The organism is Leptospira gomenensis, assembly GCF_004770155.1.
Classification (GTDB): Bacteria; Spirochaetota; Leptospiria; order Leptospirales; family Leptospiraceae; genus Leptospira; species Leptospira gomenensis.
The window spans coordinates 122,403-143,260 of record NZ_RQFA01000032.1; the positions used below are offsets into that span (position 1 = coordinate 122,403).

Annotated in this window: 17 protein-coding genes; 13 read left to right on the forward strand and 4 right to left on the reverse strand. The window is 46.2% G+C overall.

Annotated features, from left to right (window positions below; all coding sequences use genetic code 11):
- Positions 1-81 precede the first annotated feature (81 nt).
- Complete coding sequence (gene sppA / locus EHQ17_RS07245; RefSeq protein ID WP_135590207.1) at positions 82-1,869, reverse strand: signal peptide peptidase SppA; 1,788 nt, start codon at positions 1,867-1,869, stop codon at positions 82-84.
- 154 nt (positions 1,870-2,023) lie between these two features.
- Here sppA and uvrA point away from each other — a divergent pair, with 154 nt between their 5' ends.
- Positions 2,024-4,891 (forward strand): excinuclease ABC subunit UvrA, encoded by a 2,868-nt coding sequence (gene uvrA / locus EHQ17_RS07250; protein WP_135590206.1) that lies wholly within the window; start codon positions 2,024-2,026, stop codon positions 4,889-4,891.
- A 34-nt stretch (positions 4,892-4,925) separates the two neighbouring features.
- Positions 4,926-5,984, forward strand: a complete 1,059-nt coding sequence (locus EHQ17_RS07255; protein ID WP_135590205.1) for an acyl-CoA dehydrogenase family protein — start codon at positions 4,926-4,928, stop codon at positions 5,982-5,984.
- 7 nt (positions 5,985-5,991) lie between these two features.
- On the opposite strand, the gene EHQ17_RS07260 is transcribed toward EHQ17_RS07255, so the two are convergent.
- Both EHQ17_RS07260 and EHQ17_RS07265 read right to left on the reverse strand, forming a co-directional pair.
- A complete protein-coding gene (locus EHQ17_RS07260) occupies positions 5,992-6,954 on the reverse strand; it encodes a cation diffusion facilitator family transporter (RefSeq protein ID WP_135590204.1) in 963 nt (320 codons plus the stop codon).
- Positions 6,954-7,970 (reverse strand): OmpA/MotB family protein, encoded by a 1,017-nt coding sequence (locus tag EHQ17_RS07265; protein ID WP_135590203.1) that lies wholly within the window; start codon positions 7,968-7,970, stop codon positions 6,954-6,956. Before EHQ17_RS07265 ends, EHQ17_RS07260 begins: the two co-directional genes overlap by 1 nt.
- 145 nt (positions 7,971-8,115) lie before the next feature.
- Between EHQ17_RS07265 and mgtE the strand changes: the two genes are divergently transcribed.
- The 5 genes from mgtE (at position 8,116) to EHQ17_RS07290 (ending at position 14,256) form a co-directional block, all read left to right on the forward strand.
- Positions 8,116-9,507: a magnesium transporter gene (mgtE, locus tag EHQ17_RS07270; protein WP_135590202.1), complete on the forward strand. Its 1,392-nt coding sequence runs from the start codon at positions 8,116-8,118 to the stop codon at positions 9,505-9,507.
- A gap of 82 nt (positions 9,508-9,589) precedes the next feature.
- Complete coding sequence (locus EHQ17_RS07275; protein ID WP_135590201.1) at positions 9,590-10,249, forward strand: LA_2219 family laminin/E-cadherin/plasminogen-binding protein; 660 nt, start codon at positions 9,590-9,592, stop codon at positions 10,247-10,249.
- Positions 10,250-10,344: 95 nt separating this feature from the next.
- Positions 10,345-12,879 carry a magnesium-translocating P-type ATPase gene (gene mgtA / locus EHQ17_RS07280; RefSeq protein WP_135590200.1) on the forward strand — a complete coding sequence of 845 codons (2,535 nt, stop codon included), beginning with the start codon at positions 10,345-10,347 and terminating at the stop codon, positions 12,877-12,879.
- Between the two features lie 203 nt (positions 12,880-13,082).
- Positions 13,083-13,844 carry a class I SAM-dependent methyltransferase gene (locus EHQ17_RS07285; RefSeq protein ID WP_135590199.1) on the forward strand — a complete coding sequence of 254 codons (762 nt, stop codon included), beginning with the start codon at positions 13,083-13,085 and terminating at the stop codon, positions 13,842-13,844.
- 1 nt (position 13,845) lies between these two features.
- Positions 13,846-14,256: a hypothetical protein gene (locus EHQ17_RS07290; protein ID WP_135590198.1), complete on the forward strand. Its 411-nt coding sequence runs from the start codon at positions 13,846-13,848 to the stop codon at positions 14,254-14,256.
- A gap of 43 nt (positions 14,257-14,299) precedes the next feature.
- Here EHQ17_RS07290 and fbp read toward each other — a convergent pair whose 3' ends face one another.
- Positions 14,300-15,328, reverse strand: a complete 1,029-nt coding sequence (gene fbp / locus EHQ17_RS07295; protein WP_135590197.1) for a class 1 fructose-bisphosphatase — start codon at positions 15,326-15,328, stop codon at positions 14,300-14,302.
- Between the two features lie 183 nt (positions 15,329-15,511).
- Between fbp and EHQ17_RS07300 the strand changes: the two genes are divergently transcribed.
- The 6 genes from EHQ17_RS07300 (at position 15,512) to rpoD (ending at position 20,766) form a co-directional block, all read left to right on the forward strand.
- Complete coding sequence (locus EHQ17_RS07300) at positions 15,512-15,943, forward strand: hypothetical protein (RefSeq protein ID WP_135590210.1); 432 nt, start codon at positions 15,512-15,514, stop codon at positions 15,941-15,943.
- A gap of 117 nt (positions 15,944-16,060) precedes the next feature.
- Positions 16,061-16,273, forward strand: a complete 213-nt coding sequence (locus tag EHQ17_RS07305; RefSeq protein WP_135590196.1) for a hypothetical protein — start codon at positions 16,061-16,063, stop codon at positions 16,271-16,273.
- Positions 16,274-16,458: 185 nt separating this feature from the next.
- Positions 16,459-16,668 (forward strand): 30S ribosomal protein S21, encoded by a 210-nt coding sequence (gene rpsU / locus EHQ17_RS07310; RefSeq protein WP_000232823.1) that lies wholly within the window; start codon positions 16,459-16,461, stop codon positions 16,666-16,668.
- 61 nt (positions 16,669-16,729) lie between these two features.
- Positions 16,730-17,179: a GatB/YqeY domain-containing protein gene (locus EHQ17_RS07315; protein ID WP_135590195.1), complete on the forward strand. Its 450-nt coding sequence runs from the start codon at positions 16,730-16,732 to the stop codon at positions 17,177-17,179.
- Positions 17,180-17,190: 11 nt separating this feature from the next.
- On the forward strand, positions 17,191-18,990 hold the full coding sequence (dnaG, locus tag EHQ17_RS07320) for a DNA primase (RefSeq protein WP_135590194.1): 1,800 nt from the start codon (positions 17,191-17,193) through the stop codon (positions 18,988-18,990).
- Positions 18,991-19,008: 18 nt separating this feature from the next.
- The gene (rpoD, locus tag EHQ17_RS07325) at positions 19,009-20,766 is read left to right on the forward strand and encodes an RNA polymerase sigma factor RpoD (RefSeq protein WP_135590209.1); all 1,758 of its coding nucleotides are present in this window, start codon (positions 19,009-19,011) and stop codon (positions 20,764-20,766) included.
- The last annotated feature ends 92 nt before the right edge of the window (positions 20,767-20,858 follow it).

The following is a 20,858-nucleotide window of genomic DNA, read 5'->3' on the forward strand; positions in this document are numbered from 1 at the left end:
GTCGCCCTTCTTCGAATACACTTTCCTCTTCGCAGATTCCCTTCTTGTTTTTCCCCCGAAATCGATCGTTCGAATTCCGCTTTAACCCTGTCTCCAAAACGACGAGGAGAAGAGGGAGTTTGACTCCGCAAAAAAGAAATTCTTTCGTACCGATGGAAAAAAGGAAGTTCCTTTTTGAAAGGAGAGAGATGTTTCCGAATCGCCGAACGGGAGGTCCGCCCCCGGGAGACCCGAAACGGCGGATCGAACGAGGGAGTTCAAGAAACCGGGGCGCATGGATTTTAAAAAACTTTGAAAGGTGAATAACGTGGGTAGATATCGAAGTTGGATTTCTTCGCAGTTCAGATCCGACTTGATGTCCTCCACGAGTCCCAAAAAATCGGAGACGGAATCGATCATCTTTTCCTTAAGGAATTGGCTCGAAGTGAACACCTTTCCCTGTCCGAAACGTCGATCCAACAAAGGTACGTCCACGTTACGCGCTTCGGCGACACGTTTATAAAAAAGTCCTTCCGATTCTCGTATTTCCCGTTCCATCAGTTTCCTGGATTCCGGCTGGATCGGGCCGTATTCTGATAGGATGTCCCTGTATTTGTAAAAACCGACCCTATCTTTGGTGACTCCCAATTTCGAGTAGAGATCTTTCAGATCCATACGCATGGAAATACTTCCTATACTTCCTACGATCGCATACGGAGAGGAGTAGATCTTTTTCGCTCCGCAGGAGAGATAATATCCTCCGCTGGCGGAGACGTTCTGTATGTAAGCGTAGACGGGTTTTTTCTTTCCTAATTTTAGAATTTCCTGATATAGTAATTCGGACACGAACGCGGACCCTCCGGGGGAATCCACCTCCAGTATCACGGCTTTGACGCTGGGTTCGTCCTTTAATTCCTTGAGCGCCGATCTGACAGATTGATAGGAAATTCCCTCCGTTTTGCCGTCTCCTTTTCCCTGCGTATCGTGGTGAATGTTTCCTTTCAAGGGCAATACGGCCACGATTCGATCGGGACGCTTCCAAACACGAAACGAGCGTAAGGCGGAATATCGAAATAAAGAGGAAAGTTTCAACTCCTTCGTGGAAGGTTTTCGTTTTTCGTCCCCTCCGTCGTGGTAGTTTTCGTAGGTGAAATTCTCCCGAAACTCCTCTTCATTTAAGAAATCCGTAATATACTTACGCTCTCTCAGGATTCTGGCGGACAAAAACGGTTCAGAGAAAGTCTTCAGCGAAAAACCGGAATATCTGTCGAACAACGTTTCTAGATCCTCGGTCATCTGTTTTAGTAGTATGTTCAGATTCTCCTTGGCTTTCGGAGAAAATTTATCGCGTTGAAGGGATTCCCCGAAGGATTTGTAAGGTCCGCTTTGGAACGTCTCCACTTTGACACCCCATTTTTTTCCCGCGTTTCCGAAAAAGAAGGACTCCGCGGAAGGAAGTACGGGAAAAAACTCGGACGCCTCCGAACAATAACGTACGTCGCAAACGCCTAACAAGAGTAAGGTTTTGAGTCCGCCCGTAAGTGCGAACCCTTCTAAAATCGCTCCCGATTCCTTTAATACGCGTAGCCCTTCGGCGATACTCGTCGCTTCCGCGAATCCGTATTCCGGTTGTCGTATGAGGATCGAAACTTTTTTAAGATTCGGAATTTTAGAAAGAAGTTTTAGCTCGGATAAAAAATCGATGAAAAAAAAGTCCTCGTCCTTAGAGGAAAGTAGTTTTAAGAGAAACGATTTGTTATATTCCGAAAACTCAGAAGGAATCTCTAAAAAATAATGATTTCCCCGAAAATAACGAAATCGTATCCAGCGGATCGTATGAAAAAAAAGTCGGATCGGTAGAAAAATCAATCGGAGCAGGTTTCGAAACATGGGACCAATCTGAGGAGTCGTTTCTCCGGGAAAAAGAAGAATTTATCCGAGGAAAAAAGTTTTCAGATTTTCGGAAGTAGTTAGAACCTGGCCCAAACGGTCCGAGCCTGTTTTCGTCGGACGAAAGATTTGGTTTCATAAAAAGGGTAGTTCATTGCAGGAAATTCGGATTCGCGGCGCAAGAGAGCATAATTTAAAAAACATCAACGTTGACATTCCCCGGGACAAACTTGTCGTAATTACGGGATTATCCGGTTCCGGTAAATCTTCTTTGGCCTTTGATACGATTTATGCGGAAGGACAGAGAAGATATGTGGAAAGTCTTTCCGCCTATGCGAGACAATTTCTCGGCCAGATGGAAAAACCGGATTTGGATCTGATCGAAGGTCTTTCTCCCGCAATTTCCATCGAACAAAAAACCACACACAGAAATCCCCGATCCACGGTGGGAACCGTAACCGAAATCTACGACTATCTCCGTCTTTTGTATGCGCGTGTGGGAACTCCCCATTGTCCGGAATGTGGAACGCCGATTCAATCCCTATCCGTCGATCAGATCACGGCTCGGGTTCTCTCGTTTCCTTCCGGTACGAAACTACAGATTTTAGCCCCGGTCGTGGACGGTAAAAAAGGCGAGCACAAGGATATTTTGGACAAGATCCGCAAGGACGGATTCAATCGGGTTCGTATCAACGGGGAAATCCGAACCTTGGACGAAGAAATCGTCCTGAAGAAAAATTTCAAAACCTCCATCGAAATCGTAGTCGATCGAATCGTGATGAAGGACGGGATACGAAGTAGACTGGCCGATTCTGTGGAAACCGCTCTCAAACAGTCCGAAGGAATCGTGGTTTTGGACGACGGTTCTAAGGATCACGTACTCTCGCAAAAAATGGCCTGTCCGAACGGACACGAGATCGGGTTTACCGAACTTTCTCCCCGTATGTTTTCCTTCAATTCTCCGTATGGAGCCTGCGAAACCTGCGACGGTTTGGGAAGTCTGTTGGAATTCGACGAGGATCTTTTGGTCGGTGATCCGGAACTTTCCCTCGTGGACGGTTGTATCGAGGCCTGGGCCGGCTCCAAAAGCAACGGTTTTTGGTTTATGGCCACGCTCAAATCGCTTTCCGATTCCTTAAAGTTTAAGATGAACACCCCTTGGAAAGACCTTCCCGAAAAAACGAGACAAACGATCCTTCACGGGGACAAAAAGATAAAAATCGAATACGATTTTCGCGGAGCCAATTCCCATTACGAATTCACCAAGGAATACGAAGGTGTGATTCCCAATCTACACAGACGTTATAAGGAAACCAAATCCGATTCGATGCGGCAATGGTTCGAATCGTATATGACCAATCACCCTTGTCCTTCCTGCAAAGGGAAACGTTTGAAACGGGAAAGTCTTTCGGTAAAGGTGCATAACGTCTCCGTGGACGAATTCACTTCCTATTCCATCGAAAAAGCGCTGCGTTTTGTGGAAGGTTTGAAAGTGACCGGAGCGGAAGAAGTGATCGCCAAACCGATTCTCAAGGAAATCCACCAAAGACTTTCGTTCTTGAACGACGTGGGAGTGGGTTATCTCACTTTGGAACGAAGCGCGGGTTCGCTTTCGGGGGGAGAAGCCCAGCGGATCCGTTTGGCGACCCAGATCGGCTCTCGTCTGATGGGGGTTTTGTATATTTTGGACGAACCTTCAATCGGCTTACACCAACGCGACAATACGAAATTGATATCCACACTCAAGGATCTTCGCGACTTAGGGAATACGGTTCTCGTCGTGGAACACGACCAGGAAACCATGGAGGAATCCGACTGGTTGATCGACATGGGACCGGGAGCTGGAGTTCACGGAGGTTCCGTGGTTTGTGCGGGAAGCCCGAAACAGGTGGCCGCGCACAAACAATCGCTTACGGGAAAATATCTTTCCGGAAGAATGACGATTCCTATTCCGCCGAAACTCCGGGAAGGAAACGGTCTTTCGATCCAGATCCTCGGAGCCAAGGAAAACAATCTCAAGAACATCGACGTTACGCTCCCTTTGGGAAAGTTAGTCGTCGTTACCGGAGTTTCCGGTTCCGGAAAATCCACCCTGATCAACGACATTCTTTACAACGCGGCGGCTCATAAGGTGATGAAGATGAAAACCGTCGCCGGAAAACACAAATCGATCAAGGGATTCGAAAACATAGACAAGATCATCAATATCGATCAATCTCCTATCGGCAGAACGCCTCGTTCCAATCCGGCGACTTACACGGGATTGTTTACTCCGATCCGGGAAATGTTCACCGGTTTGGAGGAGGCGAAGTTGAGAGGATACGGCCCGGGCCGATTCAGCTTCAACGTGAGCGGAGGTCGTTGCGAAACCTGTCAAGGGGACGGAATCCTAAAAATCGAAATGCACTTCCTTCCGGACGTCTACGTCACCTGCGAGATTTGTAAGGGAAAACGATACAATCAGGAAACATTAGAAGTTCGTTATAAAGGAAAAAACATCTACGACGTCCTGGAGATGACCGTCGAAGACGCGAATCAATTTTTCGAAAATATCCCCATCGTCAAAAGAAAACTCGAAACCCTATTGGAAGTCGGATTGGGATATATTCGATTGGGACAACCGGCGACGACGTTTTCCGGTGGAGAAGCGCAACGGATCAAACTCGCCACCGAGTTGTCCAAACGTCCCACCGGAAAAACCTTGTATATCCTGGACGAACCCACGACCGGTCTTCACTTCGAAGACGTTAGACGCCTTTCCGAGGTTCTGCACACTCTTGTGGACCGAGGGAATTCGATGCTCGTCATCGAACACAATCTGGACGTCATCAAACAGGCGGATTGGATCGTGGATATGGGACCGGAAGGAGGAGACGGAGGAGGAATCGTAATCGCCGAAGGAACTCCTAAGGACGTGGCCAAGGTGAAACATTCCTATACCGGTCAATATCTGAAAAAAATATTCGCGGATTCGAAGGAAGAAAGTAAATCTCCGAAAGGAAAGGAAAAAGCGGTCCGGTAAGGTTTAGGATCGCCTGACAAAGGAGGCAGCAAATATGACTCTCAAAGAATTCCTAACGTCCGTTCCTGCGGAGGAATATAGAACCGTCTTTCGAAACGCGCTTCCGCATCTGATCGAAGAAGGTTATTTCGACCCGGTTTCCGGAGGTTCCTTCGAAACCTTTCATAAAAAAGTGTATGCGTTGGGCTCGTATCCCAAAGGAATCGGAATCGGAATCGCACTGATGGCACAAATCAACGTCGCGGGAAGGGTGATCCGATATTGTGGATCCGGTTTTTTCAACGAAACGGAAACCAGAACTCTTCCAGAGAAAGAAAAAACCGCCGCGTTGACGGGAACCATCCAATCCGGAATTCGATCGGGAACGAACATCATTTCCATGGGAGTAAGTGAATCCGGTTGGAAAGGAAGAATTTCGAATATCACGAGCCGTTATACGATCGAAGGAAACTCCATCGTCCTGGATTTGAACAAATCGTTTCTGACCAACGGAGCGAACTGCAACGGGTTTTTGATCGTAGCCAAATCTCCTGACCAATACTACGACGTGATCTATCTTCCTCTGGAAGTACCGGGATTGGAACGCGAAGATTTTGACCTCGAATACGCCAAAGAGGCGACCCACTGTCGTTTGAAGGGATCGGGAATTGTACTGCCGCCCGAAAACCTGGTATTTTTGAATTACGAGGAGTTCGCTCCCGAAATACATCTTTCCGAGATGTTGTCCGCTTCGGCGAGTTTTTGCGGCTATGTGGAATTGATCCTCAAAACGCTTTTGAAAGAAAGAAGGGACGCTATGGATCCTCGTCTCGCGGCGAAAATAATCGACATTCAACAATTATTATATTCTAAAATTTTGGAAATATCTAGGAGGAAGGACTCCGATCCGGAATTTACGATGGATTCGGTGCATCCGTACGGTTACGAGACCGCTTTGGATCTGATCTATTCCTGGCTGACGGAAGCGGTCAGCGGCGTCGAATTGGCGCAGATGTTTCCCGACTTCGGATTGTTTTACAGCATTCATCCGGGAAAAATGCCGGTTTATCAAAAAAACAGTCTGAAAAAAATCAGAGCCCTCCGCGGAGCATGAACGTTTTCTAATGATGGTGATGTCCGTGAGGGTGAGGGTGATCGGTTCCGTGTGTATCGTTGACGGCGAGAAGTTTCAGTTTTTCCGTAAGTTCCGCGTTTTCGCATTGGATCGTAACGAAGTCGATCCCGAAAGAGGATTTTAGAACTTCAGTACATTGAAATATTATGAAATCCTGCTTTTCCGAGGAAGACGTTCGTATCCGAAACGTGCAGGCGTTTACGCCCCGTGTCACCGACCAAAAATGATAGTCCAGAACCGCTTCGATTCCTTTGACTTTACGGATATGTTCCAAAACGTGCGGGATATCGATATTCGCCGGCGCCGACTCCAAAAGGACGAATAAACTTTCCCGGAAAATTGCCCAAGCGGAACGAAGGATCAAAAGGGAGATGAGGACGCTGATCGTCGCGTCCACCCAGGTCCAACCGGTAAAATGGATCAAAAGAGCTCCGAATAACACTCCCACGGTCGCGAGAAGGTCGCTCAAGACGTGTATATACGCCGACTTTACGTTGATGTTGTCGTTTCCGAATCGGAAGAGTACCCAGGCGCTGAGAAGATTGAGCACGATTCCCGCGGAGCTATAAAGGAACATGGCAAAACTAAGAATTTCTGTTTCGTTTTGCAAACGTTGGACCGCTTCCCAAAGAATAAAGAAGGAAATTCCGAAAATCAAAACGGAGTTGAGAAGCGCGGTTAGGATTTCGATTCGGAAATATCCGAAGGAAAACCGAGGATTCGGCTTTTTTGAGGCGAGAATTACGGCGATTAAGGAAAGAAACAAAGCGATCGAATCGGTGATGATATGCCCTGCGTCCGCCAAAAGCGCGACGCTTCCACTATGGATTCCCCCGAAAAACTCCACACAGAAGATGACCAGGGAAACTACGATCGCGAAAACTATGGATCGTTTGAGCCCGGTTTCTCCGTTTCTCTCGACGTGATGAAGTTGAAAAAAATCGTCCATCAACGCGGAACTACTACGATGTCTACTCTTCGATTGAGGGCCCTATTTTCCGGAGTATCGTTCGATACGATGGGTTGGAACTCTCCGTAACCCGCGAGAGAAAAATTACGGGGATCCAGATTTTTACTCTCTAAAAAATAATGAAGAACGGATAACGCGCGTTCGCCGGAAAGCTGCCAGTTGTCGGAAAATTTTTTGGTTCGAATGGGAACGTTGTCCGTATGACCTTCTATGATGATGAGATTCCCGGGGTAATTGGCGAGAATTTCCCTGATTTTGTCGAGCGCCGGTTGGATCTGCTTTTTCAAATCGGCGGATCCAGAGTCGAAAGAGATCTTATCGTCGATATTGATAACGAGACGATTGTGAAACCGTTTGAGCCGGATCTGCCCTTTTTTGATTTCGTCGGTGAGTTTGGTTTCCAGTTCGTTGGCTTGTTCGCTCAGACGATCCAATTCCTTCCTTTGATTTTCGGAAAGATTTTTCAACCGCGAGATCTCGTCGTTTAAGGAAAGGATCCTGGATTCGAGATCCGCGATTTTTTTCTCGTATTCTTTTTGTAGGGCTTCTGTTTTTTTCTGACAGGCGGCCCGTTCCCGTTCCAATTCTTCTTTGAGGTTTTCGAGAAGATCGCGGAATTTTTTGGTCTGTCTTTCGTTTTCCTCGATCAGTTCCTTTTCCTTGTTGGAGCTTTTGGTTTTGAGAACCGCGATCTGATTCTCCAAGGCCTTGTGTTTTTCTTCGGAGAGTTCGTTGTCCTTGGCCCGGAATTCCTTTTCACGAGCGATGAGTTCCTCCAAAGAACGGATCTTGGATTCCAACTCCAACTTTTCCTTTTTAGAATTTTCGGATTCGTTTCTGTGTCTGGTCCGCAGAGAATCCAATTCGATTTCCAGCGCGATCTTTTCGTTGTAGATCTTGTTGTATTCCCACGGATAATAAAACGCATCCGCCGAAACCGGTACGACGAGGACGAAGAACATAAGTATGAAAAAGGATTTGAGAAAGAATTTCATCAGGATGTACGCCTTCTTCTACGATGGAGCCGTTCCCGATCGGGTCAAATGAAAAACTCCTTTTTTACGCTTGTCCGGGAAATTCATTGATCGGTCCGCAAAGTTTTCCATCCTGTTCCGGAACGCCGTTTCTTGGAGAAAAAATATGGAAGAGAAGGGACTGGGACCAAGCCTGTTTTCGGAAAAAGCGAACGCTTCCTCTCCGGAATGGTTGGAATTCTTCTCCGAAAAAATCCAAGCCGGAGACGATCCTTTTTTGGATCGATTTCTAAACGTCAATCACCCGGCCGACGTCGCCGAGGTCCTCGAAAAATTGGAAGAGGATGAGGCGTTTTATATTTTCAAACGATGCGATTCCGAATTGCAGGGTTCGATTCTGGTCGAATTCGACGAGGAATTTCAGGCCGATCTGATTTCTCGATTTCAGATGAAAGAAATTTCTCCGATTCTTGAAAATCTGGAAACGGACGAACTTTCCAATTTGATCTCCGAGTTTCCCCGGGAAAAAGCGGAAGAGATCCTCAATTCCATCGACCAAGAGGATTCGTCTCAAGTACGGAAACAACTTACGTTCCGGGAATACACCGCGGGTCGTTTGATGAATACCGTTTTCGCTTCCGCCGTGGAATCGGATACGGTACGTAAGGCGATCATCAAACTCCGTAAGATCGCCAAAGAAACCGACGACATCTATCATTTATACATCACCGACGAGGACAACGTTCTCAAAGGATACGTGAAACTAAAAAATCTTTTTCTGGCTCCGCTCAACGGGAAAGTGAATCGACTGATGAAAACGGGATTCACCTCGATCCACTACGATACCGACCAAGAGGAAGTGGCCAAGATCTTTCGGAAATACGATTTGGTTTCCGCGGCGGTCGTGGACGATCTGGGTAGGATCCTGGGAAGAATCACCGTGGACGACATTTTGGATATCGTTCACGAAGAAGCCTCGGAGGATATCCTTCGTTTGGGAGGGGTTTCCGAAGAAGAGAAGATGAGTTCTTCGGTATTCACTTCCGCAAAACGAAGAATGGTCTGGTTATTGATCAATTTGGGTACGGCTTCTTTGGCGGCCTCGGTAGTTTCGTTTTTCGGAGCCACGATCGAAAAATACGTTCTCCTTGCGTCCTTGATGCCGATCGTCGCGGGAATGGGAGGAAACGCGGGAACTCAGTCGATCACGCTGATTGTGCGTAATCTCGCCACGGGGGATTTGACTACGGGAAATTGGAAAGCAGCGATTCGTAAAGAAGGTTTGGTCGGTCTTTTTAACGGATTTATGGTGGGAATCACCGCAGGATTGATCGTTTATTTTTTTACCGGAAACTTCGTTTTATCTGCGGTGATGTTTATGGCCTTGCAGGCGAATTTGGTCATCGCGGCGGTAATCGGAACTTCGATTCCTCTGTTGTTGCGCGCTTTGGGAATCGATCCCGCCATCGCGTCCTCGATATTCGTGACGACGTTTACGGACGTATTCGGATTTTTTTGTTTTTTAGGTTTGGCTTCGCTTTTTATCCGGATGTTGTAGTAAAAAACGCTCCTTTACAAAAAACGAAACGGCAGTTTGGATTCATTTTGGAAACATATCCTCGGAGAATAAAAAGAGTAAGATGCAGATTTCACCCGCCCCCTCGATCACAAAAAAGAACGTAGTACACCTCGGTATTCTGATTCTATGTCTGAATTGGATCCTCAGTTGTTCCAGCACGGGAGGAACGACCGGCGGACCGGATTCCCAAACCTACGAAAAAGTTCCCAATCCAGCGGGAGAAAACGAACCCGTTTTGGACGAGGAAGGTAAGGAAGTAAATCTTACCACCGGAGATCCGGCCCCGTTTTTGAAACCATCCAAGGATCCCCTCGAATATTTCCGTGTTCACATCACGAGCGACGGATATCGGCTGCGTCAGCTTCGAGGTTCCAAATACATCAAACGAAAGACGGATCTGGGAGGAGACGCGCTTATCAGCGAGGAATTGGTTCGTTTTAACAAGATCAATTTCGTGGACGACGGAATCATTATCGTCGTGTTAAACGGAAATACGGGCGCATTCGAAACGATCCGGTTCAACACGAGGGTTCCCCGAATCAACGACCTGGCCAAGATCGTTCAGAACGACGTCACTCGCTGGTCCATGGAACATTCCGAAGAAAAACCGGTCGTTACTAAATTCCAAATTCATTATACTCTTGAATTGAAAAACAAAGTGGGAAGCACCCGGGACGCGGTCAAAGAGGAACTCAAAAAAGAAGTCATCCGCAGAAAATAAGTTTTTGCCCCGGAGACGATACGAACAAGGGTTTACCGGTAAAACGATTTATCGCCCCGGTAAACCCGAATTGTAAACATACATTTGCGGAGGCAATCCAGTTGAAGTCCGATATTTCTATACTTCGTTTTTGGAGTTTGACCGTAAAGGATTGTCTCACTCTTCTCGGCTCGGACGAAAACGGTCTCAGTAGCGAACAGGCCGAGGTAAAACGTAAGCGTTTCGGAGCCAATCGTCTTTCCGAACAAAAGGAGCTTACGGAAGTCGGTTTGTTCGTCTCTCAATTCAAAAGTCCGATCATCCTTCTTCTTTTTTGCGCTTCTCTCTTGTCGTTTTTGTTACGGGATTCGGCGGACGGTATCGTCATCTTATCCATCGTGTTCGTAAGCGGCGCGCTCGGATTTTGGCAGGAACGGGGAGCGATGTATGCCGTTCGAAACTTATTAGCCATCGTTCAAGTGAAAGCTACTGTTTTGCGGGATTCGCAACCGACCGAAATCCCCGTTGAGGATGTAGTGCCGGGGGATCTTCTGATCCTGAAAGCGGGGGATATCATCCCCGCGGATTCGTTGATCGTTTCTTCCAAGGATTTGTTCGTCAATGAAGCCTCCTTAACGGGAGAATCGTTTCCCGTCGAAAAGGCCGCAAACGTTCTCTCGGAAACGTCCCCTTTGTCGGAGCGAAGTAATTCTCTTTGGATGGGGACGCACGTAGTCAGCGGTCAAACAAAAGCGATCGTGATCAAAACGGGCAAAGACACCGAATTCGGAAAAATTTCGGATCGTTTAAAACTCAGACCTATGGAAACCGAATTCGAAATCGGGATCCGCAAGTTCGGTTTTTTTCTGCTTCACGTCACGTTGCTTTTGGTGATCGCGATTTTTGTGGTGAACGTATTTCTTCATAAACCTCTTCTCGAATCCTTTTTATTTTCGCTCGCGCTCGCGGTGGGTTTGACCCCGCAGCTTTTACCGGCAATCATCAGCGTAAATCTTTCCCACGGCGCAAAACGGATGGCGGAAAATCGTGTGATCGTAAAGAGATTGGCCGCGATCGAAAACTTCGGCAATATGAACGTCATCTGTTCCGATAAAACGGGAACTCTCACCGAAGGAAACGTAACACTACGCTCTGCGTTGAACGTCTACGGCGAAGAGGACGAAGAAGTGACTCGGAACGCTTTTATAAACGCTTCCTTCGAGACCGGTTTCGTCAACGCGATCGACCAATCCATTCGCACGAACTTGAAATTCGATCTTACCGGATACGAAAAGTTCGATGAAATCCCGTACGACTTTCTAAGAAAAAGACTCAGCGTCTCCGTTTCGTATAAAGGTTTACACCGATTGATCACGAAAGGAGCGCTCGTCAATGTGATCGAAACGTGCGGTTTCGCCTTATCTCCGGACGGCGAACGGATTTCGATCGAACCTCTGAAGGAGCGCATTTTAGAAACCTACGAACGTCTCGGTAAGGAAGGAAATCGGGTTTTGGGTGTTGCGATCAAGGATTTGGAAACGGATTCCAAAGTCGATAAATCGGAGGAACGGGATATGGTCTTTCTCGGATTTCTTTCCTTTTACGATCCTCCTAAAAACGACGCGGAAAAAACGATACGGGATTTGCGGAACCTCGGTGTGTCTTTGAAAGTGATCACGGGAGACAACCGTTATGTGGCAGCCAATCTTTGTTCCAAATTAGGATTCCAAAATCCTAATATTCTATGCGGTTCAGATCTGGAGGAGATCAGCAACGAGGCTTTGATCCAAAGGGTAAACGAGGTGGACGTATTCGCCGAAATAGAACCGAACAACAAGGAACGGATCGTAGTCGCGTTAAAAAAAGGAGGCAACGTGGTCGGATATATGGGCGACGGTATCAACGACGTTTCGGCCTTACATTCCGCCGACGTAGGAATTTCCGTGGACGGAGCCGTGGACGTCGCCAAAAACGCGGCGGACCTGGTGTTATTGGAAAAAAATCTGGAGGTACTCGTAGAAGGTGTGAAACAAGGACGGAAGACCTTCGCCAACACACTCAAATACGTGTTTATGGCCACGAGCGCCAACTTCGGAAATATGTTCAGCATGGCGGGAATTTCGCTCTTTCTTCCTTTTTTACCGTTATTGCCGAAACAAATTTTACTCATTAATTTTTTGACCGATTTTCCCGAGATGACGATCGCGACGGATCGAGTGGACGAGGAGATGATATCGTCTCCGAAACGTTGGGATATTACCGCGATTCGAAAATTCATGTTAGTCTTCGGAGTGATCAGTTCCTTTTTCGATTATCTGACCTTCGGAGTTTTGTATTGGATTCTCGAAGTAGGGACCGAACAATTTAGGACGGGTTGGTTTTTGGAATCCATCGTCTCCGCGTCACTGATCGTCTTGATCATACGAACGAGGGATTCCTTCTTTCGAAGCGTTCCGGGGCGTTCCTTGTTTTGGGCGACCATCGGAATCGGATGTTCAACCGTTTTGCTTCCCTATACACCCATCGCAACTTTGTTCGAATTGGTTCCTTTGCCCGCGAACGTACTTTTGATCCTTTTGGGGATCGTATTCGTGTACGTGACGACCGCCGAATTCGCCAAAAAACTTTTTTATAAAAGAGTCCGGTTGTAAATTCGGGAATCGACTTCCGATTCAGATTTTTTCCAAAAGAGTATCGAAACGATTCCTACCAAAACGGTTTTGCCTCGATGGATCGGATTTCATTCTTTCGATCCGATGTTTGGTGTCGTTCGACCAAGAACATTCTGTATCCTCGAAAATTTTGAAAGACAAATCGTTTTTCATTTTCGAAAACGTTTCTCGGAAGCCCATTTATGAAAGAAAAAACGATCGATTTTGATCTCGTCGCGGATCTCTACGACGTGTACGTAAACTCGGATTTGGATCTGGCATTCTTTCTTCGGGAAACGGAAGGCGTCAGTTCTCCGATTTTAGAACTGATGGCGGGAACGGGTAGGGTTTCTCTTCCTCTTCTCCAGCGGGGACGAAAACTTTTTTGTGTCGATTATTCCCGGGAAATGTTGGTTCGTTTAAAGGAAAAAGCCGCGGATTTCACGGAGAATTTGGAAACACGGGAGGCGGACGTTCGCGACCTAAAACTCGATGGAACCTTCGAAAGGATCCTTTTGCCGTTCCATTCCTTGTCTGAAATCACGGATCCTTCCGATCAGAAAAACGTATTGAAGTCCGTCCGTGACGCGTTGTCGAAGAACGGCGTCTTTCTACTTACATTACAAAATCCTAAAGTTCGTCTAAAAACCGCGGACGGTCTTATGAGACCAATGGGGAAATTTTCCCTTCCCGATCGTAAAAAACTGATTCTTTCTTATTGGAATTCGTATGATCCGAAACGAGGTATCGTGACCGGAATGCAATTTTACGAAATTTACGATTCCAAAAATACGATGATCGAAAAGCGTTTTTTACCGATCCGTTTCAGACCGGTATTCAAAGACCAGATTTACGACTATCTCGCGGAACTTGACTACGAAGTCCTTTCCGTATTCGGAGATTACTCCTATTCTTCGTTTGAAGAGGAGACAAGTCCATTCATGATTTTTAAATTAGGAAAATAGAATGAAAAAGTTTTTTATTTTTTCGACGGCGACCCTGTTCCCGTTCGCTTTGTTGTGGAACGGATTGGTCCACGGGGTATTATTGCGGGAGTCGAACGAATCTTTGTCCTATTTGCGCAGAATCAATACCGGAGATTTCGTTTTAATGGGTCTAATCGCGACTCTCGTAATAACGTTTCTTTTTACGGTTAGTTTCTGGAAATGGAAAAAAATAGGATCGTTTGGAGAACACGTATCCCACGTATTTTTTTTCTCCGCGATCGCGGGAGTATTCGTGGATATGAACCAATACATGCTTTATCCGATACCGGGTAACGTAGTGTTTTTATGGTTTTTATTCGGGTTTTCGGAATTTTGCGTATATCAGTGGATCGCAAATTACTATCACGGAAAATTCATAGAAAACGGGTAAGGACGGAATCTTGAAAAAAGATCCGCCCTCGGTGAGGAAAAACCTAAGGTTTTTTCGGAGCGAATTTTAGGAAGTGTTCTACTTCTTTTTTGGAACCGACGACTAACGTGGAGCGTTCGTGTAATTCCTTCGGGGTCAAATCCAAAATTCTTTCTCCGTAAACGGTGACGGCCATTCCTCCCGCTTGTTCCGCGATAAACGCCATAGGAGCTGCTTCGTACAAAAGTCTGAGTTTTCCGTTCGGATATTTCGTTGACTTCGTATCATTCGGATACAGAAAGATTCCACCTTTCAAAAGGTTTCTGTGGAAGTCGGCGACCAAGGAGCCGATGTATCTTCCGGATTGAGGTTTTCTTCCTCCCTCGATGGATTTGATATCGCGAATATAATTTTTGACTTCGTCGGACCAATAGTTGTAGTTCCCTTCGTTGATGGAATAAATCCCGCCCGTCTCCGGCATTTGCATATCGGGGTGCGAGAGGATGAATTCTCCGCAGGAAGGATCCAGGGTGAAACCGGAAACTCCTTTGCCGGTACAAAGAACGAGCATCGTGGAAGAGCCGTAGAGAACGTATCCCGCGGCTCTTTGTTTGGATCCGGGTTGAAGCAAATCCTCTAAACTTCCCGGCGTGCCTCCGGGAGTCTTTCGCAGATGAACGGAAAAGATCGTTCCGATGGAAACGTTCGCATCGATGTTGGAGGATCCGTCCAGAGGATCGATCGCGATCGTGTATTTTCCGATCTTATAGCCGCTCGGAACGGGAACTGTTTCCTCGTGTTCTTCGCTTCCCAGGATACAAAGGTGACCGCAGCGGGTGAGGGTATGGTTGAAGACCTTGTCCGCATACTCGTCCAGCTTCATCTGCGTTTCGCCTTGAACGTTCACGGTTTCGGTGGATCCCAAAATGTTTTCTAAAAGTCCGGCTTTGCGCACTTCACGGGAAACGATTTTCGCGGCGTAGACCAAGTGACTCATAAGGGCCGTAAAATCCCCTGTGGCTTGGGGCAACTTGAGTTGTTCCTCGATCAGATATTGGGAAAGACTCAATGTTTGTGTAGGGTGAACAGACATAAATTCCTCTGGGAAAATGATTCCAACAGGGTTTTCGGAGGGCTTGCGAATTCAAGCGAAAAGCTCTGTAATCAAGCCGGATAATTTCCAGTTCCAAGCGGAACTTTTTTTTCGAAAGAAATCTTGCGAATTCGGAAGGTTTCCGTTCCGATATTAAAAATCGGAGCTACAACCAAAAAAGCGATGCAAGCCTTCACTCATAAATATAAAATCACGGAAGACATCTTCGAAGAGTTTTCGGATCAGTTTTTGAGAGATATTCGAAATTCGTTAAGCAATGAAATCGTGATCACACACTTCCGATTTCAGGATTTGTATTCTTATTTTAAACTCCTCGGCGAACAAAGATCCGCGGAGATCATGCGGGAATTAAAATCCATCATTCAAGCGCATCTGCGACCTTACGACAAACTCTACGTCTACGATTCCAGATCCATTTTGACTCTTTCTCCGGATTGTAAAACCGAGGTCGTTCAGGCGCGTTTCGACGAGGTAGTGTTTCAGGTCAATCATCTCATCGTGGATTACGAGATACAATTTATGGAATTGAACTCCTCCGTCGAATCCTTTGAGCCGATCTGGAGTGAACTACTCGCACCCGTAAAAAGTACCTGACGTCCGTTAAGCGAAAACGGAGAATTCCGATGTACAAAATTCCCCCACCGAAAAAGTTCTTCAGGGAATGAACGATTGTACCGTAACTTTCAACGAGGCTTTGCTTCGGAGGAAAGAATGAATCAGGCAGAAAAGTTCAAAAAAACGTTGGAACGATACATCGACTACAGAGGGATCGACATCATTCTTCATCTGAAAAACGGAACCGTGATCGAACTCGATAAAAATCGCCGCTTAAACGGGGATATAGTGATCAAAAACGGAAAAACGGGAATCGTAGCCGAAATCGAAATTTCTGAAATCCAAAAAGCGGAATTTTTTGCGGCTTAGAAGTTTTGTCTCTTTTTCGAATTTTGTCGGAAAAACCTTGCAAAAAGGCCCTCTGTTTCAGGTAATGTACATTTGGATCTCTTATTTCTGCGGAAGTATAGGGATTGATGTGCGTCCCCTTAGCCTCGGGCGGCTTTCCGTTTCAAAATCGAGGCTCAATAAAAACGAAGGAATCTAAAACTCGAATGGTAGGAATTATTGTAAAAGACGGAGAATCGATCGAATCTGCTTTGAAACGTTTCAAACGTGATTGTGCGAATGCAGGAATCATGAGTGAAATCAAACGCAGAGAATACTTCGAAAAACCGAGTATCAAAAAGAAAAAAGCGATCGAATCCGCAAAAAGAAAAGCAGAAAAGAAAAAGCGCCTTTTCTCAAAGAAAGACAAAGCCTAAATCGGGCTTTGTTCCAAGAGATCCGAGAGGATTCTCCTCCTAAATCTGAATCATTAAACTCATGTCCTTGCAAATAAAAATCAATGATGATTTGAAAGAAGCGATGAAGGCAAAGAAAGAACCGCATCTTTCCACGCTTCGTTTGCTGAAATCCGACATCCAATACGAACTTACAAAAACCGGCGCCAAAGAACTTTCGGACGAACAAGTAATCACCGTAGTAAAGAAGGCCTATGCAAAACGGATGGATGCGATCGAGATGTATCAAAAGGCGGGACGCAACGACCTTTTGGAGCAGGAGCAAGGAGAAGCCGGAGTTTTGAAGGAATATCTTCCTCCGGAACTTCCGGAAGAGGAAATCATAGCAACCATCGATCGAATTTTTGCGGAACTGCAACAGCCTACCGCAAAGGATATGGGCAAGGTTATGGGAAAAGTCATGGCCGCGTTCAAAGGGAAGAGTATAGACGGCACCAAGGTTTCGGCGATCGTTAAATCCAGGCTTTCCTGAGTGGTTGCACTTTGTCGAACAAAAAGGATTTCATCGATCGGATTCATCGGGAAGTTCCCATCGAGTCGTATATCTCCCGGTTCGTTCCCCTCAAAAAGAGAGGAAAAAACTTCCTAGGCCTGTGTCCGTTTCACCAAGAAAAATCACCTTCGTTTAACGTTTCTGCGGAAAAACAGTTCTACTATTGTTTCGGTTGCAAAGCCTCGGGAGACATCATCCGTTTTGTGATGGATTACGAGAGGGTGGATTTTTCCAGAACCCTCGAAATTCTTTCCGAATATTCGGGAATTCCCTTGGAGGAAAAAAATTCCAAGTCGGCCGAACTTACGGATTTTTTGTTTAAGATCAATCAGAAAGTCAACGATTACTACCAGCATCTGTTACATACCCCGGTGGGTAAACCGGCTTTGGATTATTTAAAATCCAGAGAGATCGAGGATTCCGAGATTCGTCTTTTCGGGCTCGGATATGCGCCCGAAGGTTTCGATACCTTAACGAGAGAGGTTTTAAAAACCAAGGATGAGATTTCTGCCGGAATCCAATTGGGACTTCTCCGGGAAAAAGAAGCGGGAAACGGACGCCCCTACGACTTTTTCCGGGAAAGGATCATGTTTCCCGTTTTGGATCTTTCCGGTAGGGTGATCGCTTTTTCGGGGAGAATTTTAGGACCGGGAAAAGAAGCGAAATACATCAATAGCTCGGCGTCTTTGATTTTCGATAAAAGTAGGACCTTCTACAATTTTTTTCGGGCCCGAGAAGGAGTCCGAAAAACCGGAGAAGCGATGCTCGTCGAAGGATATTTGGACGTCATCGGTTTGGCGAGGAGGGACTACGAAAATGTAATCGCTTCGATGGGAACGGCGATCACGGAAAATCATATTCGAACCTTGAAAAAATTCGCCGAACGAGTGGTCTTTGTTTTGGACGGGGATATCGCCGGGAAGAAAGGCGCTTTGCGAGCCGCGGAAATTTGTCTAAAAGAGGGAATGGAATGTTCCATCGTGCTCCTTCCGGAAGGGAAAGATCCGTTCGATTTGGCGAAATCCCTAAACCGACAACAGTTAAACGAATTGTTGTCGGTTCGAATCCAAGGTTCCGAATTCGTATTGGACGAACTGTTGGAAAACGCGGATTCGAGAGCACTTCCGGAAAAGAAAAGAAAGGGTCTGCAGAATCTCTATTCCTTCATCCAAGGATTAAACCGGGAAACGGACAAACAATTTTTTCTCGGTTTGGGGGCCAATAAACTGGGAATCAGTATGGATGCTGTTTTGCGGGATTTTAAAGGTGGCCCGGGTGCTAAGAATGGACCTGCAAATGCCGATATTAGTTCTAACGCGAAAGAAACGAAATCGGTCCCTCAGCCAGCTTTGGATTGCGAGAGAAAAATTATTTCTATGCTCGTCAAACATACCGGACTGTTTTCCTATTCCGAAGAGATCTCTTCGATGGAATTTATGGATTCCGTAAGTTCGTTTCTTTGGGATTATTTATATACGATCTACACGGGAGAAGAGGAGATTTCTCCGGTGCGAATTCTGACTTCCGAACTTCCGGAGGATTTAAAACAGGCTTTGGCCCCGTATCTTTTGGAGGAAGACTTTGAAAGAACGGAACCCGCCGAGTTGGACAAGGTGTTTCGAATTCTTTTGTTGCAACAGAAAAAATTCCGGATCGAGGAGCGGATCCGGGAATTAGACCAAAGACGAGAACGTTTTTTTACGCCCGAGATCTTTACGGAACTGAGTTTTTACCGTAAGGAAAAAGAGAAGATTCTGGAGCATATCCGGAGTCAATCGGCTACCACATAATTTAGAGGGAATGACATGATGGAAAATCTACAAAGCATGCCTGAGGTCCAAAAGATCATATCTTTGGGAAAGGCAAACGGAGAAGTATCGTACGACGATATCAACGAGATTCTTCCCGACAAGATTTTAAACTCGGAAAAGATAGACGATTTTTTCACCCTCTTGCACGAGATGGGAATCGAAATCGTCGAAGAATATACCAGAAACACTCTGGAGCCGGCTTCCACTCTCGTTCCTAAAGACGATTCCAAACCCGCGAGAAAGAAAAAGGAATCCTCCGCCTCTGCGAGCGGTTCCGAAGATCCGATCAAACTTTATCTTAGGGAAATCGGAAAGGTGAGTTTGATTTCCGGTGAAACGGAAGTTTTCCTCGCAAAAAGAATCGAAAAGGGAGAGAAGATCATCGAGGAGACGATCCTCAGTTCTTCCATTCTCCGAGCGAACTACATTAAACTTTTACCTAAAATCCGAAGCAAAAAGATCAAAGTCTACGATCTCATCCGTGTGGACAAGATGTATGCCCTCAACGCGGAAGAGGCGCATAAACTCGAAGAATTATTCTTTAAGAATATTCTCGTGATCCAGGAACAGGAAAAGGTTCTTCAGGAAGCCGTTTCCAAAATCAGAAAGTATTCCGAAACCTCGAAGAAGTATAAGGAATTCAAAGAGAAGATAGACGCTTCCACCGAAATCATTCACAACGCGATCCGCGAGCTCGGGGTTTCCCAAAAAGAAATCCAAAAAATTTCCCAAAAGATCAAATCCATGGTCTTCCGTATCAAGGAAATCGATCGTCACTTCTTAAAGATCAAAGCGCAATACGGCCAGGACGTTCGGGATATCAAGGCGTTCAACCGCTTTATCGAAAAGAACGAGAAGTTAGACGACATCGAAGTGAAGATGGGTGTGAACATCGACGAGGTTCGCGAGGTTATCAAGGACATTCGCAACAACGAAAGAAAACTCCGTCGTATGGAACAGGAAGCCGGCTCAACCGTTCAAGAGATCAAGGATTGGGGTGAAAAGATCATCAAAGGGGAACGTGAAATTTCCCAAGCCAAGAAAGAACTGGTTAAGGCAAACCTTCGACTTGTCGTTTCCATCGCGAAACGTTATGCGAATCGGGGGATGCACTTTTTCGATTTGATCCAAGAAGGAAACATCGGTCTGATCAAAGCGGTGGACAAGTTCGAATATAAGAAAGGTTATAAATTCTCCACATACGCGACTTGGTGGATCCGTCAGGCGATCACCAGAGCGATTTCGGATCAGGCGAGAACGATCCGAGTTCCGGTTCACATGATCGAACAGGTCAACAAGGTAATTCGTGAAACAAGACTATTCGTCCAGGAGTTCGGTCGCGACCCGAGCAACGAGGAAATTGCGGAACGACTCGGTTGGCCGGTTCAAAAAGTCAAGATGGTCAAAAACGTCGCGAGAGAACCGATTTCTTTGGAAATACCGGTCGGCTCGGAAGAAGATTCCGAACTCGGGGATTTTATTCCGGATACCGAAGTGGAAACTCCGGTCAATGCGGCTGCTTCGAGTATTCTCGCCGAACAAATTCGTCAGGTGTTGCATACTCTTCCTGCGCGGGAACAAAAGGTGATCCGGATGCGTTTCGGTTTGGACGACGGTTATCCGCAAACGTTGGAAGAGGTCGGTTATCAGTTTAAGGTAACGAGAGAAAGGATTCGTCAGATCGAAGCGAAGGCGCTTCGAAGACTCAGACATCCTTCTCGTTCGAAAAAACTCAAGGATTATATCGACGGTTGATTTTTTGTCGGAATTCCGACGACCGACTCAGAAGACAAATTCACTTTACGAAACCGTAATTTTGTGATAAAGGAAAATTTGCCGGGACGTCC

What these genes read in the sequence shown, in the direction of transcription:
- EHQ17_RS07285 (WP_135590199.1), top strand. Translation starts at nt 13,083, where the DNA reads ATGAAAGAAAAAACGATCGATTTTGATCTCGTCGCGGATCTCTACGAC.
- EHQ17_RS07275 (WP_135590201.1), top strand. Translation starts at nt 9,590, where the DNA reads ATGCAGATTTCACCCGCCCCCTCGATCACAAAAAAGAACGTAGTACAC.
- fbp (WP_135590197.1), bottom strand. Translation starts at nt 15,328, where the DNA reads ATGTCTGTTCACCCTACACAAACATTGAGTCTTTCCCAATATCTGATC.
- EHQ17_RS07315 (WP_135590195.1), top strand. Translation starts at nt 16,730, where the DNA reads ATGTCCTTGCAAATAAAAATCAATGATGATTTGAAAGAAGCGATGAAG.
- EHQ17_RS07265 (WP_135590203.1), bottom strand. Translation starts at nt 7,970, where the DNA reads ATGAAATTCTTTCTCAAATCCTTTTTCATACTTATGTTCTTCGTCCTC.
- mgtE (WP_135590202.1), top strand. Translation starts at nt 8,116, where the DNA reads ATGGAAGAGAAGGGACTGGGACCAAGCCTGTTTTCGGAAAAAGCGAAC.
- EHQ17_RS07290 (WP_135590198.1), top strand. Translation starts at nt 13,846, where the DNA reads ATGAAAAAGTTTTTTATTTTTTCGACGGCGACCCTGTTCCCGTTCGCT.
- rpoD (WP_135590209.1), top strand. Translation starts at nt 19,009, where the DNA reads ATGGAAAATCTACAAAGCATGCCTGAGGTCCAAAAGATCATATCTTTG.
- EHQ17_RS07305 (WP_135590196.1), top strand. Translation starts at nt 16,061, where the DNA reads ATGAATCAGGCAGAAAAGTTCAAAAAAACGTTGGAACGATACATCGAC.
- rpsU (WP_000232823.1), top strand. Translation starts at nt 16,459, where the DNA reads ATGGTAGGAATTATTGTAAAAGACGGAGAATCGATCGAATCTGCTTTG.
- EHQ17_RS07300 (WP_135590210.1), top strand. Translation starts at nt 15,512, where the DNA reads ATGCAAGCCTTCACTCATAAATATAAAATCACGGAAGACATCTTCGAA.
- EHQ17_RS07260 (WP_135590204.1), bottom strand. Translation starts at nt 6,954, where the DNA reads ATGGACGATTTTTTTCAACTTCATCACGTCGAGAGAAACGGAGAAACC.
- sppA (WP_135590207.1), bottom strand. Translation starts at nt 1,869, where the DNA reads ATGTTTCGAAACCTGCTCCGATTGATTTTTCTACCGATCCGACTTTTT.
- EHQ17_RS07255 (WP_135590205.1), top strand. Translation starts at nt 4,926, where the DNA reads ATGACTCTCAAAGAATTCCTAACGTCCGTTCCTGCGGAGGAATATAGA.